The 14,570-nt window shown below is 67.8% G+C and carries 16 protein-coding genes, 1 tRNA gene and 1 riboswitch; of the genes, 4 read left to right on the forward strand and 13 right to left on the reverse strand.

What is annotated here, in order from left to right:
• The first annotated feature begins 25 nt into the window (after positions 1 to 25).
• Positions 26 to 142: riboswitch (TPP riboswitch) on the forward strand.
• A gap of 55 nt (positions 143 to 197) precedes the next feature.
• Both AC30PD_RS10935 and AC30PD_RS10940 read left to right on the forward strand, forming a co-directional pair.
• Positions 198 to 2,315: a TonB-dependent siderophore receptor gene (locus tag AC30PD_RS10935; RefSeq protein ID WP_489535695.1), complete on the forward strand. Its 2,118-nt coding sequence runs from the start codon at positions 198 to 200 to the stop codon at positions 2,313 to 2,315.
• A 35-nt stretch (positions 2,316 to 2,350) separates the two neighbouring features.
• Positions 2,351 to 2,426 (forward strand) — tRNA-Asn (locus AC30PD_RS10940).
• A gap of 663 nt (positions 2,427 to 3,089) precedes the next feature.
• Here AC30PD_RS10940 and sorU read toward each other — a convergent pair.
• The 11 genes from sorU to AC30PD_RS10995 form a co-directional block, all read right to left on the reverse strand.
• The gene (gene sorU, locus AC30PD_RS10945) at positions 3,090 to 3,458 is read right to left on the reverse strand and encodes a SorU family sulfite dehydrogenase c-type cytochrome subunit (RefSeq protein ID WP_004306453.1); all 369 of its coding nucleotides are present in this window, start codon (positions 3,456 to 3,458) and stop codon (positions 3,090 to 3,092) included.
• A gap of 2 nt (positions 3,459 to 3,460) precedes the next feature.
• Positions 3,461 to 4,687, reverse strand: a complete 1,227-nt coding sequence (sorT, locus tag AC30PD_RS10950; RefSeq protein ID WP_004306455.1) for a SorT family sulfite dehydrogenase catalytic subunit — start codon at positions 4,685 to 4,687, stop codon at positions 3,461 to 3,463.
• On the reverse strand, positions 4,684 to 5,316 hold the full coding sequence (locus AC30PD_RS10955; RefSeq protein ID WP_004306457.1) for a hypothetical protein: 633 nt from the start codon (positions 5,314 to 5,316) through the stop codon (positions 4,684 to 4,686). Before AC30PD_RS10955 ends, sorT begins: the two co-directional genes overlap by 4 nt.
• A complete protein-coding gene (locus tag AC30PD_RS10960) occupies positions 5,313 to 5,846 on the reverse strand; it encodes an RNA polymerase sigma factor (protein WP_031943585.1) in 534 nt (177 codons plus the stop codon). Before AC30PD_RS10960 ends, AC30PD_RS10955 begins: the two co-directional genes overlap by 4 nt.
• A 70-nt stretch (positions 5,847 to 5,916) precedes the next feature.
• Positions 5,917 to 6,279, reverse strand: a complete 363-nt coding sequence (locus tag AC30PD_RS10965; protein WP_004306461.1) for a DUF305 domain-containing protein — start codon at positions 6,277 to 6,279, stop codon at positions 5,917 to 5,919.
• A complete protein-coding gene (locus tag AC30PD_RS10970; RefSeq protein ID WP_004306463.1) occupies positions 6,276 to 7,679 on the reverse strand; it encodes a YncE family protein in 1,404 nt (467 codons plus the stop codon). Before AC30PD_RS10970 ends, AC30PD_RS10965 begins: the two co-directional genes overlap by 4 nt.
• A gap of 170 nt (positions 7,680 to 7,849) precedes the next feature.
• Positions 7,850 to 8,776 (reverse strand): anti-sigma factor family protein, encoded by a 927-nt coding sequence (locus AC30PD_RS10975; protein WP_004306465.1) that lies wholly within the window; start codon positions 8,774 to 8,776, stop codon positions 7,850 to 7,852.
• Between the two features lie 19 nt (positions 8,777 to 8,795).
• Positions 8,796 to 9,299: an RNA polymerase sigma factor gene (locus AC30PD_RS10980; protein WP_004306467.1), complete on the reverse strand. Its 504-nt coding sequence runs from the start codon at positions 9,297 to 9,299 to the stop codon at positions 8,796 to 8,798.
• A gap of 61 nt (positions 9,300 to 9,360) precedes the next feature.
• Positions 9,361 to 9,687: a COG4315 family predicted lipoprotein gene (locus AC30PD_RS10985; protein WP_051021707.1), complete on the reverse strand. Its 327-nt coding sequence runs from the start codon at positions 9,685 to 9,687 to the stop codon at positions 9,361 to 9,363.
• Between the two features lie 261 nt (positions 9,688 to 9,948).
• Positions 9,949 to 11,199: a hypothetical protein gene (locus AC30PD_RS10990; RefSeq protein WP_004306471.1), complete on the reverse strand. Its 1,251-nt coding sequence runs from the start codon at positions 11,197 to 11,199 to the stop codon at positions 9,949 to 9,951.
• A 162-nt stretch (positions 11,200 to 11,361) separates the two neighbouring features.
• Positions 11,362 to 11,826 (reverse strand): nuclear transport factor 2 family protein, encoded by a 465-nt coding sequence (locus AC30PD_RS10995; protein WP_004306473.1) that lies wholly within the window; start codon positions 11,824 to 11,826, stop codon positions 11,362 to 11,364.
• 181 nt (positions 11,827 to 12,007) lie between these two features.
• Here AC30PD_RS10995 and AC30PD_RS11000 point away from each other — a divergent pair, with 181 nt between their 5' ends.
• Both AC30PD_RS11000 and AC30PD_RS11005 read left to right on the forward strand, forming a co-directional pair.
• Positions 12,008 to 12,241: a hypothetical protein gene (locus AC30PD_RS11000; protein ID WP_004306475.1), complete on the forward strand. Its 234-nt coding sequence runs from the start codon at positions 12,008 to 12,010 to the stop codon at positions 12,239 to 12,241.
• Between the two features lie 39 nt (positions 12,242 to 12,280).
• Entirely contained in the window at positions 12,281 to 12,457 is a 177-nt protein-coding gene (locus AC30PD_RS11005) for a hypothetical protein (RefSeq protein ID WP_156466619.1), read from the forward strand.
• Here AC30PD_RS11005 and AC30PD_RS11010 read toward each other — a convergent pair.
• Complete coding sequence (locus AC30PD_RS11010; protein ID WP_040828892.1) at positions 12,439 to 13,410, reverse strand: MBL fold metallo-hydrolase; 972 nt, start codon at positions 13,408 to 13,410, stop codon at positions 12,439 to 12,441. The two genes, AC30PD_RS11005 and AC30PD_RS11010, sit on opposite strands and share 19 nt — an antisense overlap.
• Before the next feature lie 100 nt (positions 13,411 to 13,510).
• Positions 13,511 to 14,545, reverse strand: coding sequence for a beta-propeller fold lactonase family protein (locus tag AC30PD_RS11015; protein WP_004306481.1), 1,035 nt, complete (start codon positions 14,543 to 14,545; stop codon positions 13,511 to 13,513).
• Positions 14,546 to 14,570 lie beyond the last annotated feature (25 nt).

Here is a 14,570-nt window from a genome sequence, read left to right on the forward strand (position 1 = left end):
CCGCCCGCTGCGCACTTCGGTGCGGGGCATTCGCTAGGGGTGTTGACCCGCTCGCAGCTTCGGCTTCGTGTGGTTCGACTGAGAAAGTCCCTTTGAACCTGATTGAGGTAATCCTCGCGCAGGGAAGCATGGCCAACACACCGTCACGTTCTGTGGCGGCTTCGGCCCGCCGACCTGCCATCGCAAACGGAATCACGATGGCATCACTCTCGATATTCAAACTCTCCCCGATCGCCGCCGCCGCATGGCTGGTGGCCACACACGCCTGCGCACAAACCGCGGCCACCCAGCTCGAACCGGTCGTCGTCACGGCCCGCATCGCGCCGCCCGCCAGCGTGGGCGGCTGGGGCGACATCCCCCTGGCGAAGACCCCGTTGCAGGCGAGCGTCTTCACGTCGGAGCAGCTGCAAGACAGCGGCGCACGCCGCCTCTCTGACCTGGTCAACTTCGACCCCGGCATCAGCGACGCCTACAACAGCGAGGGTTACGTCGACTACCTGACGGTGCGCGGTTTCGTCATCGACAACCGCTTCAACTACCGGCGCGACGGGCTGCCGATCAACGCCGAAACGCCGATCCCGCTCGAGAACAAGTCGCGCGTCGAGATCCTCAAGGGCACGAGCGGCATGCAGGCCGGCACCAGCGCACCGGGTGGCCTGGTGAACTTCGTCGTGAAGCGGCCCACCGACGCGCCCGTTCGATCGGCCTCGCTCGAATGGCGCCAGGCCGGCAGCGTGACGGGCGCGCTCGACCTGAGCCAGCGCTTCGGGCAAGGCCAGGCCTTCGGTGTGCGCCTGAACGCCGCCGCGGCGCACCTCGACCCGCCACTGAAATCGGCCAAGGGCGAACGCAGCCTTGTCGCGCTGGCCGCCGACTGGCGCGTGAGCCCTGACACGTTGATCGAAGCCGAGGCGGAAACGAGCCGCCGCTCGCAGCCGAGTCAACCCGGCTTCAGCCTGCTCGGCAACACGGTGCCCGCGCCTGGCGACCCGCGCGTGAACCTGAACAACCAGCCCTGGTCTCAACCCGTGGTGTTCAAGGCCACAACCGCGTCGCTGCGCGTGCAACAGAAGCTCGGCAACGACTGGCGTTTCATCGCCCACGCCGCCACGCAGCAACTGCGCACCGACGACCGCCTGGCCTTCCCGTTCGGCTGCACCGACACCGACGGCACTTACTACGCCGACCGCTACTGCCCGAACGGCACCTACGACCTGTACGACTTTCGCAGCGAGAACGAACGCCGGCGCAGCGACGCGCTCGACTTGTCGGTGCAAGGCAAGCTGCAGACCGGCGCGCTGAGCCACGCCTTGACGGTGGGCGCGCTGCACAGCACGGTGCGCAACCGCTTCCAGCAGCAGGCCTACAACTACGTAGGCACCGGCAACGTGGCCGGCACGCTGGTCACACCGGCCGACCCGTCGCTGACCGACGAGAACACCAACCGCGACGAGCGCTCGACCGAGCTTTACGCGCGCGACGCCATCGCGATCACCAGCGACCTGACCGCCTGGCTCGGCCTGCGCCACACCCGCCTCACGCGCGAGAGCGTGCGCACCGACGGCTCGCGCGCCACCGCCTACAGCCAGTCGTTCAACACGCCCTGGCTCGCGCTGAGCTACGCCTTTGCGCCCGATCAACTGGCCTATGCCAGCTGGGGCCGCGGTGTGGAGTCGGAAGTGACGCCGAACCGGCCGCGCTACAACGGCCCCGGCGTGGCCCTGCCTGCGCTGAAGAGCCGGCAGATCGAACTCGGCCTGAAGGGTTCGAGCGCCCGCTTCGAATGGGGCCTGGCCCTGTTCGACATCGAGCGCCCGAACTTCGCCGACGTGGGCAGTTGCGATCTAGACAACACCTGCACGCGCCAAGTGGTGGGCAACGCGAAGCACCGCGGCGCAGAAGTCACCGGCGCCTTCCACGAAGGCAGCCTGACGCTGCGCGCCGGTGCGCAGTGGTTGCGTGCCCGGCTCGACAACGGCCTGCAACCCACCAACGTGCCGGCACGCACGCTCAAGCTGCAGGCGGCCTACGGCGTGCCACCAGTGCCCGGCCTGGCACTGCAGGCCCATGCCGCCTACGAAAGCCGCCGCATGGTGCTGCCCGACAACAGCATCGACATCCCGGGTTACACGCGTGTCGACGTGGCAGCGCGCTACGAGAACACCTGGGCGGCGCAACGCTGGACCTGGCGCGCAGGGATCGACAACCTGTTCGACAAGCGGGCCTGGCGCGAGTCACCCTACCAGTTCGGCCACGCCTACCTGTACCCACTGGCGCCCCGTACCTTGCGTGTGTCGGTCCAGGTCGACGTCTGAGTGGCCTGCGAAAGCTGGTTATAATTCGAGGCTGTTCCTCGATAGCTCAGTTGGTAGAGCGCCGGACTGTTAATCCGTAGGTCCCTGGTTCGAGCCCAGGTCGGGGAGCCAAGATAGGCAAGAGTCAGCAGGCTAGCGCCTGCTGACTTTTTTGTTTTCTGGCCGATGTCGGTGCCAGTCTGGTGCCAGTTTTGCGGCGATTGCACTTTTGCCCTCGCAACGCACGAAACGTTGTGCGCGCGCCGCTCCAACCCCCGTCGATGTCCGTGCACAGCTCAGGCACGCGGCCGCCTGTCGCCCTCGACTTACGATGCGGCGACTTATCAACGCCGCCCGCCTCGCGCTTGGCACGCGTGGATGTGGCAGAGATTGTCCCCGCGATCGTCGCCGGGCGAATTGCGTATTCCGGACCAAAAGCGCCAGTGATTCCGATCCAAACCCGCCAACATTTCCGATTCGATCCCGCCACAGGACCCGACCAAGGTCCGTCATCAAGATGGCCCGCTGGGGCGGGCGCAGACATCGGCTGCTGAGGAACCAAAGGACGCTTCCAGCTGAACATCAGGTCAATGCGGCGAAGCGGCCGTTCAAGCGCGAAAATCGAAGATCCGGATCCGACCCAATCCAGTCTGTCGAGGAGTTGAGAAGCAGTCGCTGCCGACGGCGGCGACCGATGAAGATGCCCTGCGTTTCGGTGCCAGTCAGCGTCTTGCGGCCCGCGCGGACGAGCCTTTATCGGTGGGGATGCACCACAGATTCCACCCACCTGAAGTTTCACTTGGCACCCCCGCTGGCCTTCGACACGTAGAGCGCCAGCGCCGCAATCTCTGCTTCGGTGAGCTTGTCCTTGTACGAGGGCATCTGGCCCAGCCCGTTGCGCAGCGCCTTCGCCACGCGCGCAGCGTCGGGCTTCAACTCGTCGAGGACCGGGCCGACGGCGCCCTCGGCACCTGCGGCCTGCAAGGTGTGGCACACGGCGCACGACGGGACGACGCCCTGCAGGAAGAGCTTCTTCCCCAGGGCGAGTTGCGCGCTTTCGTCGGCCGCCAGCGCGGGCAGAGCGGGCAGTGCCAGGCCTGCGACGAGCACCGACGCGACTTTCAAGGCATGCACCACGAAGTGCTGGTGGATGGTGTTGCGCATGTTCAGGCCACCGTCACTTTCACGGCGTGGTCGGCCCAGCTCGTGTTGTTGTAGCCGCCGGCGTTTTCCATCCGCTGTTCGGGCTGCACGTTGCCGGCCGTGTCGGTGGCGCGGCTGGCCAGCGTGTGGCTGCCAGCGGGCAGCTTCGCGGCCAGCACGAACTGTCGCCAGGCATAGCGGCCCAGGTCGGGCCCGGTGAGCCGCGCGTCGTTCCAGGTCTTGCCGCCGTCCAGCGACACCTCGACGCGCTTGATGCCGTTCAGCCCGCCGAAGGCCACGCCTTGCACCTGCACCAGGCCGGCCTTGACGCTGGATGCATCAGGCGCCGGCGAGTTGATCCACGACTTGACCGACATCTCCTGCACCGACGGCTGGCTCGGGTCGCCCTTGCCGCCCGGCGGCGAGATGCGGTAGCCGTGCGACATGATCTTCGCCTCGGTTTCCTTGGCCGTGAAGGCCAGGCGCTTGATGTACTTGATGTTGTTCACGCCGGTGTAGCCGGGCACGATCAGGCGCAGCGGCCCGCCGTGGGCCAGCGAGATCGGCACGCCGTTCATCTCCCAGGCCAGCAGCGCGTCGGCCATCGCGGCGGCCGGCACCGAGCGCTCGACGATGATGCTCAGCGGGTCCAGGCCTTCGGGCAGCTTCTCGCCGCCGGTGCCGGTCAGGTAACCGGCGCCCGGCACGACGCCGCCCAGCGCTTCGGCCACCACGCGCACCGGAACGCCGGTCCACATCACGCAACCCGCCGCGCCCACCTGCCAGGGTGTGCCACTGGGCTTGCTGGGGAAGTAGCCGCGACCATTGCCCGAGCACTGCAGCACCATCGCGGTCGTCTCCACGCCCATCGTCTTCAGCTCGCGCAGCGTCAGCGTGCGCGGCGCCTTCACGCCTTCGATGGCCACCTGCCAGGCGTCGCGGTCGGCGACGATGGACGCGTCGGGCGCCGGCAGGTTGTTGCGGATGTAGAGCTGCTCGCCCGGCGTGATGACCCCGCTGCCGAAGGCTGCGCGCTTGGTCTCGATGGTGGTGCTGCTGTGCACGATGACGCTGGCCGGGTCTTTCCACGCCACGTAGGCGGGCAGCGGCTTGGGCGTGGCGCTGGCCACTGGGGTTTCGCCAGCCGCGGCGGCACCGCGCGTGAAAGTGGCCAGGCCGGCCGCGGCCAGGGCGCTGGCGCTGCCGGCCAGCATCTGGCGCCGCGGCAGCGAGTTCAAGGTCTTGTTCATCGGGTCTCCTTGGGGGTCGGTGTGGAATTCGGTGGGGACATGTCGGTGGCTGGACCGAACTGGCTTTGCGCCACGGCCAGGGCCTGCTTCTTCTGCGCCACCAGCACCAGCGGCTTGCCGTCGCGCGAGGTGATGACTTTCCAGTGCACGTTGCCCCACCAGCCGCTGCCCTCCGTCAGTGCCACCGCCTTGTCGAAGGCGAACACGGTGACCATGCCGCCCTTCTCGAAGAAGGTGGTGAGGTGGTAGACGAGGTGGCCGTCGATGTCGCAAGGCCGCATCAGCTGCGGGAAGCCGGGCACCACCTGTTGGCCGGCCAGCCCCAGGTGCTGCAGCAAGGGCGCGCTGGCCATGAAGGTGCCGCGCAGCGTGCGCTCGAAGTATTCGTGTTCGATGGCGCCGCGCACGAGTTCTGGCGGGCGCATGGCCAGCACGGCGCCGGTGCCGCTGCCTGCCAGCAGCAGGCCCAGCACGGCGCGCTGGAAGCTGCGCCGCGCCATTAGCGGCTGCGCCTTGCGGTACAAGTGCGGCGGGGCGTCGATGGGCTCGAAGGCCAGCGCCAGTTCGGCGCGCGTGCGCAAGTCGAACGCGCTGTCGGGCAACTCGGGCGGCCGGAGTTCGCGCTTCATGACGGGGTCTTCCGCAAGGGCGTGACCTGGGCGCCGCCGGGTGCCCGCACTGGCACGCCCATCACCTGCTTCAGCGCGTCGCGCGCGCGAGCCAGGCGCGACAGCACGGTGCCGGGCGCAATCTCCAGCGCCTCGGCCATCTGCGCGGTGGGCATGTCGTCGAAATAGAACAGCACCAGCACCTCGCGGTGGATGGGCGCCAGCCGCGCGAGCGCCTTGACCACGTCCAGCTTGTCGTCCAGCCCGGCGTCGGGGGCGGCCTGCTCGGGCTGCTCGTCGTCGTCCAGCGACTGCATGCCCGGCGCGGCCTGGCGGAAGGCGGCGCGCCGCATGATCTGGAACAGCCAGGCCCGCGCCAAGGCCGCATCGCGCAACTGCTCGCGGTGCTTCCAGGCGTTGGCAAAACAGTCCTGCACCACGTCTTCGGCGATGGCACGCGAGCCTGTCAGCGCCCAGGCGCTGCGCAGCAGGAAGCGGTAATGGTCCCGCACCCATTGGTTGTAGCGGGACTCGGCAGACTGGAACAGCATGGTGATCAAGAGCGGACAGCGCTGCGGTTCATTCCATCGCCATCGTCAGTGCTTACCCTCAGGCTGGGCATCACGGCCCGCGCGTGCCACCCAGCGATGGAAATTCGGCTGCCGAACCCGCGCTAGAGCGCTGCTGCAAGGCCGCCAGCCGCCGCGTCATGCTCTCGATCTCGATGGTCTGGCCGGCGATGATCTCCTCCGCCAGTTGCCGCGTGGCCGGGTCGCGGCCGTGCTGCAGCACCAGCCGCGCCATGTCGACGGCGCCGGCGTGGTGCGGAATCATCATCGCCAGGAAGTCGATGTCGGCCTGGCCCACGAAGCCCGGGCCGTGCATGTCTTGCATCATGCGGGCCATCGAAGCGTCCATCTCGCGCTCGAAGGCACTGACTCCATGTTGGGCGTGTCCGCCCCTCATGCCCTTCATGCCCTTCATGCAGTCTGCCCCTTGGCACCCACGCGCACGTAGACCAGGTTGATGCTCTTCTTGTTGCGCAGCGCTCCGGAAGGCAGGGTCAGGTTGCCCAGCGGAATCTGCGCGATGAAGACCGGCTTCAGCGGGTCGCTGACGTCGAAGGCGCTGCACACTGTCTGGCCGGCGTTGGGCGTGCCGGGCAGTTCGTCCTGCTCGTGGGCGATGTAGAGCAGCGTGTTTTCGGGGTTGGTCCACAGCCCGTGGGCTTCGCGGCCGTGGCTGAAGAAGCTGCCCACCACCTTGCGCTGCCCGCCGGCGGCGCTGCGGTCGATGATGGCGATGGGGCTGGAGGCCACGCCGCCGGGGCCGCCGTCGTCGATGCGCGCCAGGCTGGCGTAAACCACGCTGCCGCGCGCGTTGCTGACGAACTCGACGTGGTTGGGCCGCGCGCCCATGCCCAGCGGCACGCTGTCAATGAGGTCGAAACCGCCCCGCGTCGAGCGAGAAGACAGCGCATCGGCCAGCTTGTGCGAGAACCACACCTCGGCGCCGTCGGGCGTGGTCTTCATGAAGGGCGTGAAGCCGGGCTTGTCCTGCGCACTGATGTCCAGTGTCGTCACGCGCTGCGGCTGGCTGTGGCCATCGGCGCCCGGGTTGACACGGAACACGTCGACCTGCGACACCTTCTGGCTGGCCACGAAGGCCAGCGTGCCTTCGCGGTTGAACCATACCTGGGCCGGGCCGTTGATCGTCGGCAGGAACTGGCGGATGGCCGTCGAACCTGTGTTGTCGGTGCCCTTCAACTGACGCAGGGCGAGTTCGACGTTGACGATGGCGATGCGGTCTTCCCCGCGCAGCGTCACCCAAAGCTCCTTGCCGTTGCGCGTGAAGGTGGGCTCGTGCGGTTCTCGGCCCAGCAGCAGGCCGCTGCTCAGGCGTTCGGGGTTGGTGGTGGGGCCGGCAGCCGGGTTCGGCGTGTTGCCGATGACGCGGCGCTGCTCGGCGTCGATGAGGTAGATGTTGCTCGAGCCGCGCCCGCTGGTGGCCAGCAGGCGGCCGTCGGGAGACGGCACCGCGCCGTGGGCGTCGATGCAGCCGTGGTACAGCGGCTTGTGGATCATCGCCGCGTGCGTGGGCGCCACGCCGGCGGTGACGTAGCGGAACGGCGGCCGCGGGTCTTCGTCGAAGCTGGTCAGGTTGATCGTGCTCTCGACGGTGTTGGTCTTGGGATCGATGACGACGAGCGTGTTGGAGTCTTCGTTGGTGATGAAGACGCGGTCGCGCGGGTCGATGCCGGGGCCAGGCGCTGTCGTGCTGGTGCTTGTGCTGGCGGCCGGTGCCTGGGCTTGTGCTGCGGGCAGCGCGCTGGCTGCCGCGGCGGCCAGCGAGTATTTGAGGATGTCGCGACGTTGGGTGGTCATGGGTGCTTTCTTTGTTCAGTGCAAAGGTGGACTGGGGCCCGTGACGCGCGACCTTGCACCCAACGAAGGGCTGTGTCGGTGCGTCAGGCGCTCGCAGCAAAGAGCGCGCTTCAGGCCAATTCATTCCATGGCGGTGCAAACCGCCTGCGCTGCGGGACTTGCCGTGGCCTTCAGCGCGGTGCGCCCAGCTGTTGGTAGACCTCGGCCGACACCCGCGCCAGCACGCTGCGGTCGGCGTCGGACGACAGCGCATAGCCGAAGGGCCCGTCGACCCAATAGAACACGTTGACGGCGCCTTCCTGCGCGAAGCGGAAGGCGGTGTCAGCGTTCTTCGCACCCGGTTTCGCATCCGGTTTCGCGGCCCCGCCCGAGCCCGCGGCGCTGCCGACGTCGGCCACGTCATTGGACACGTACAGCGTCAGCTTGCTGCCCTGCTGGTTGCGGTACATGAACTGAGCCACCGGCCCCTGGCCACCTGGCAGCAGGCGCCCACCTTCCAGCGTGTAGCCCTGCGCCTGCAGGTGCGGCGGTTTCATCGGCGCGCCCATGCGCTTGGACAGCCAGGCCACGAGCTGGTCTTCGTGCGCGGCGTCCACTTCCACGGGCCGGCGCACATCGGGGCTGTAGACCGCGTGCGCGACGGCGGCACGCTGCGCGAAGCCACCCGCAGACACCAAAGTCAAACCACCTGGGGCCGGTTGCACAGCCGCCATGCGGGCGGCATCGTCACCGGCTGTTCCAGGTCCGACGCCGCGCAGCCCCCAGCCCGTGGCGCCGCTGATGACGGCGATAGCCAGCCCGGCGGCCAAGCGCTGCAGGTACCAAGGCGTCGGCGATACGGCGCGCGGGCGCGCCGACTTCAGCAGGCGTTGCGGCGGCTGCTCGTCCAGCACGGGGTCGAACAGGGCGTGCAGCTCGCGCTTCTGCGCACGGTAGGCCTCGACGCGCTGCGCATCGTCGGGGCGCGCGGCCAGGTAGGCGGCGATCTCGGCCTCACGCTCTGCGGGCAGACGGCCATCGACAAACGCATGCAGCTCGGCCTCGGTGACCGGGGGGGTGGGCGGGAGGGTGGGCGGCGATGGGCGATCGGTACTCATAGGGTGCTTCGCAATGCATTCATTTGACGACCTTCAGCCGCACGGGTTCGGCACGACCTTCCATCAGGCCGCGCAGGCGCTCACGGCCGCGCGACAAGCGCGACATCACCGTGCCGATGGGAATGCCCAGGGCCTGCGCCACGTCGGCATAGGCCATGTCTTCCAGCGCCACCAGCAGCAGCACTTCCTTCTGCTCGACGGGCAGCAGGTCCAGCGCGGCCTGCAGGTCCAGCACCGCCAACCTGTCGCCTTGCGTCGGCATCACCGGCACCTCGGGGGTGTCATCGTCCATGGTCACGGTGTGCAGCCTGGGCCGGCGCACGCCATCGACGTGCAGGTTGTGCATGATGCTGAAGAGCCAGGCGCGCATGTCCGCCACGCTGCCCCACAGGCCCGACTTGGCCCAGGCCCGCTCCAGCGTGTCCTGCACCAGGTCGTCGGCGTCGTCACGGTTGTTCACCAGCGCCCGGGAATAGCGGCGCAAACGCGGCACCCAGCTCAGCAGTTGATGGTCGTCGTTCATCAAGATGTTGACGATGGGGTGAGCCCGCGCGAAGCTGGGTGTGCAGGCGGGTGTACAGGCGTCATTCCTTGATGATGTGCCAGACCTGTTTGAAGTTGTCGCCGCTGCGGTCGCCGGCCTTCTGGTCGGCCTTGTAGGTGTACACCGGCTTGCCCTTGTAGGCCCACTGGCGTGACCCATCGTCGCGAGTGACGATGCTGTAGGCACCCGTGGTCTGGTCGGTGGCGGTGGCCATCATCGGCGGCCACAGCGCGGCGCAGCCGCCGTTGCAGGCGCTCTTGCCGCTGTTCGCCACGTCCTGGTCGAAGGTGTAGAGGGTCATGCCGCCGGGTGTGACGAGTGCGCCGCCAGACAACATGGCGGGCGCCTTGGCAGGCGGCTCGACCATGTTGGCACAGCCGGCAGTGACCAGAAACGTTGCCGCAGATGCGGCGATGGCGAGGGTTTTGAACATGGGAAGCTCCGTGGAGGTGGTGGCGGATTGGGCAGCGTGGGTGAGATGTTGCTCACATCGGGGCAGACGGCACGCTCAGGCCTTTTATTCCGCAGGCGTGAAAAAAAGATGGGGTGTTGGTTGTGCAGGGTGGCGGGCTGCCCCTGCCCTGTGCGTCGAGCGCGGCTCCATGGTCGGAGCCGCGCGGCCTCGTTCTCAGGGTTCGGGCGTCAGGTTTTGGCCGTTCTCGACTGGGCTGATGCCCACGACGTGGCTGACGCTGCGGGTGCGATTGGCGTTGTCGGTGACCCGGGCGGTGATCGTGACCGAACGCTTGCCCGCGGGCATCAGGAGCGATCCGCCCACCACCCAATCGGCCGTCGTCACGACATAGCCGTCAGCGTCCAGCTCGCTGCCGGCAACGTTGAAGATCGGCGCCAGGTTCGAGCCCGCCGGCACCACGTTGCCGTTGGGCTGGCGCAAGGGCACGTCGAAGGTCACGTTCAGACCCGGGAAATTGCGGTTCGTGCCGTTGCTGGGATGCGTGATCGGGTTCTGGATCTGGCTGCCATCCAGGATGGTTCCCAACACCGAGCGGGCCGCCGTGCCTTGGCCGTTTTCGCTGACGCCGATGCCGTGACGCGAGCGGTCCAGCGCCGCCACTTGAATGAAGAACAGCGATGCATTCGCAGGCGGCGTCGGATTGCCGGTTTGCGGCCCGGGTGACACACGCGACGGCACGCGGGGCGCGATCATCGTCACCTCCGGTCCGTCCGCGTCGTCGATGCCGTCATCGAACACATCGATCGGAAGGGGCGTCAGTGCCTGCCCCGATGTGATACCGCCGCGCAGCACCGCCATCGAGACCCTGTCGAAGCCGATGCGACCGGCGGTGTCGACCACGGCGGTGGTGATGTTGAAGCGGCTCGTGTCGAGCGGCAGCGATTCAAGCACGTGCCAGCCCAGCCACAGCGTCACGCCCGCGCCGGGCGTGTCGTCGGTGCCCAGGATGTTGAAGAGGTTCGCCAGGTTGGTGTTCTTCGGGATCACGCCACCGTCGGGCTTGACGAGGTCGGTGTCGAGGAAGACATAGAGGCCCGGAATGTTCGGGTTGACCTGGCCGAGAAGCGCGGTGTTTCTGATGTTGAGCGATTCTTTCGCGGCGATCGGTGTCGCGTCGCGCGTGACGACCTCGATGTTCAACACGAAGCCGGTGCCATTCACGCTGCCTGCGCCAATGCGGCCTTCGCCCGGCACGATCTGCGAATCCGCCAGCGGCGAGACGATGCGTGCGATCGGTGCGAGGTCGCCGCGTGCGCCCATGCCGTCCCGTATCTTGATGATGTTCGGATACGTCAGCGATTCAGCGCCGTCTGCAGCGTGGCCGGGCAGTGAAGCAAGGCCTGCCGCGGCCGCGAGGGCAGCATGCATCAGCACGGCCGAAAGTTTGGAAAGCGGGTGTCGCATGGGGAGCTCCTGGGTGGATGGGTGAGCAGTGCGTCAACCACTTCAGTCAGGTCGACGCACGGGCGCTTGCGGGTATTCCGTTGTCAACTGCGGGGAATGAACCCGAACGACGCAGGTGCGCACCGCCCCCGGTCTGGCCCGGTGCGGCGCGGCGCTGGTGGATCAGTAGGTCGCGGTCTTGCCGGCGGTTTCGGCCGTGGCTGCCAGGGCGACGTTCAACTTGGGGTCGATCTGCCACGTTTCGCTGACGATCTTGCCTTCGCGGTAGGTCAGCACGTAGCGCACCTTGATGGGCATCTTGCCTTCGAAGACGACGTTGGCGGAGACCGTCGAGCCCTTGGGGTTGGCCGATTCTTCGATGGAGCCGATGGTGAGCTTCAGCGGGCCGACGGCCTTGCCGAACTTTTCCCAGGTGCCGCGGATGGCGTCGGTGGTGGCGTAGGTGCCGTCCAGCGGGCCGCCGACCCAGTTCAGCTGGGCCTGGTCGGCGTAGGCGCGCATCACGATCTGGGTGTCGCCCGAAGCGATGGCCTGGAAGTGCGTGCGGGCGTCGTCGGAAGGGGCGGCGAAGGCGCTGCCAGCGGCAAGCGTCAGGGCAGTGGCAGCAAAGGCGAATGTCTTGAACATGGAGGGCTCCGTTGAAGGCTTGATGTGAAGTGAGGGGTGGTCGGTGGTGGATGAAGGGTCCATGAGGTCCCGACACAAGGGCAGACGGCGCCGGCAGGCGGTCTATTCCGGCCCACGCAAAAACTTTTTCTGTCACGCCATCGGCAGTTGACCCGCCCGACACGCTCCACCAATTGCTCCGATGAAGCGAACCCTGACCTTCCTGCTGCTGGCCAGCTTGTTCACCGCCGCGACCGGTGCGCTGGCGCAAGGCATCACCGACCCCATTGGCGACCTACTGCCCACGTACATCGGTCCGCAGAACGGCGACGTGGATGTGGCGAGCGCGTTCGCCGGCTACGACCCGGCCAGCGACACCTTCAGCTTCTCGGGCACCTTTGCCGACGCCCTCGGCACCACGGCGGGCGCCTTCTAGTTGCGGGGCCTGGACCGCGGTGTCGGCACCGAAGGTTTCGTGAGCGGCAGCCCATCGGTCGGCCAGCGCATGAAGTTCGACGCCGCCGTGTTCCTGTGGCCCGACGGCATGGCTCGCGTGATCACCTTCGTGGGGTTGGTAGGCACGGGCGTCGAACTCGGGGCTGGTACTGCCACTATTGCCGGCGGCTGCGCGCCTCAGGGCGCCAGCCGCTGACCGTCTTGCGCGAACACCACCCCGCCGGCGTAGTGCGCGGTGATCGACGCCTTCACAGCGTCACGCTGCGCGTCGAGCGCGGGCGACAAGTGGCTCAGCAGCAGCTGGCCGGCGCGCACCGCATCGGCCACTTCGCCGATTGCCTTGGGCGGCGTGTGCAACGTGTACAGCACGTCGGGGGAGCCGGGTGGGTCGAGCACCACGCTGTTGAAGACCAGCAGGCTGGTGCCTTGGGCGATTCGCCGCAGACCCGCCAGCCCGCTGGCGTCGATGTCGCCGCTGAAGGTGATGCTCTTGCCGGCGTGGTCGATGCGGTAGACGACGGCCGGCGCGTCGCGGTGGTGGCCGGCCACGGCGCTGATGCGCAGGCCGCCTTCATCAAACAAGGTGCGCACCTCGGGCAGCGCCGCCGCCGTGGCGGGTGCGTCGATGTCGGTCACTTGAAAGCGCAGCGGCGTTGAGAAGTCCTTCAGGTAGCCGAAGGCGCCCTGCTTGCCGAACAAGAGGTCAATGAAGCGGCTGGTGGCCGGGAAGTCGGCATCGTCGGCATCGAGCGCACGCCGCCCGGCCGGCCCGAAGATCTTGAAATCGACCGGCCCGCGGTTGGACACCGCACGGGCCTTAAAGAGGCCTGGCAGTCCACCGGCATGGTCCACATGAAGGTGCGTCAGCAGCACGATGTCGGCCCGACCCAGCGCCAGCTTGGCTTCACCCAGGCGCACGAAAGATCCCGGGCCGGCGTCGACGAAAACACGCGCCACGCCATCCACCAACACCACGAAGGCCGAGCCCGCGCGGCCGGTGGCACCCGGGCCGCCCGAGCCCAGCACCACGAGTTCCAGCGCCGGCGGGGCGGCCGTCTGGGCCTGAGCTGCGAACGCGGCGGGCAGCGTGCACATGGCCAGACAAAGTGCCGCCAAGCGGCGCCGGCAGGGGTTGGCCAGAGTTTTCATTCGATCCTTTGTGCGGGCGGGGCGACAACGGGGCGAACCGGAAGCGGCAAGCCCCCGGCTCGGTCGTGCGGTGCGCCGGTTCTCTGACAGTTCCCGGTTTTCAGTACGCCGCCACCGCCTGCGCAGCGGCCACCGTGGCGACGATTCGCTGCCCGGCACGCTCGACCTTGGAGATGCTCAGGTCCTCGTTCAGCACGTAGGCCGTCTTGGCGTCGCGCGTGAACACGATGGCCTGGCGCGGCTGCTTGAAGCCGGCGATGGTGGCCACCACCTTCAGCGTGGCCACGTCGATCACCGACACCGTGTTATCGGCCAGATTGCCCGAGTAGATGAAGCGGCCGTCCGGCGTGAGCGCAGCGCCGTAGGGGTCGCGGCCCACCGGCACGGTACTGGTGACGCGGCGCGCGGCGATGTCCACCACCGCGATGTCGTTGCTGCCGCTGTTGGCCGCAAACAGGGTCTTGCCGTCGGCGGTGACCGAGATGGCGCGGATCTTGTTGAAGCCCGCGATCTCGCCCTCGATCTTGTCGGTCTGCGTGTCGACGATGGTGACCTTATCGCCCAGGAAGTTGGTGACGTAGAGCTTTGCGCCGTCCGGGCTCAGGCGCACGCCCTGGCGCGGCTGCGCAAAGCCGGTGATCACGGCCTTGGCCTGCCCGCTGGCGGTGTCCAGTCGCGTCACGGTGCTGCTGGCCTGGTTGTTGACGTACAGCGCGCTGCCGTCCTTGCTGAGCGCGGTGCCGAAGGCGCCGGGGCCGGCCGCCAGCGTCGACGCGGTGGCCAGCGGCTTGAGCGTGGTGGTGTCCAGGCGCGTCACCGTGCCCAGGCTGCTGTCGGAGACATAGAAGCTCTTGCCGTCGGGCGCGAAGACGATGTTGCGCGGCGTGACGTAGCCGCGCAGCACACCGCGCACGGCGCCGGTGACCAGGTCGTAGACGATGACATCGGGCCGTTCGCTGTAGGACACGACGGCCGTGGCCTCGTCGGGGCTCAGGGCCAGCGAGTTGTTGCGGATCTGGCCGTCGAAGGTGACGCGGGCCGGGGTTGCTTCGGCGGCGCCTGCGGGCAGGGTGGCCGTCACGAGGACGAAGGTGCTGCACAAGGCCAGCGCGGTGGTGCGGAAGAAGGTATTCATGGGATGTCTTTCGGAGAGTGTTGAG

The sequence above is a fragment of the Rhizobacter sp. genome, assembly GCF_032229685.1.
Classification (GTDB): Bacteria; Pseudomonadota; Gammaproteobacteria; order Burkholderiales; family Burkholderiaceae_C; genus LMDS01.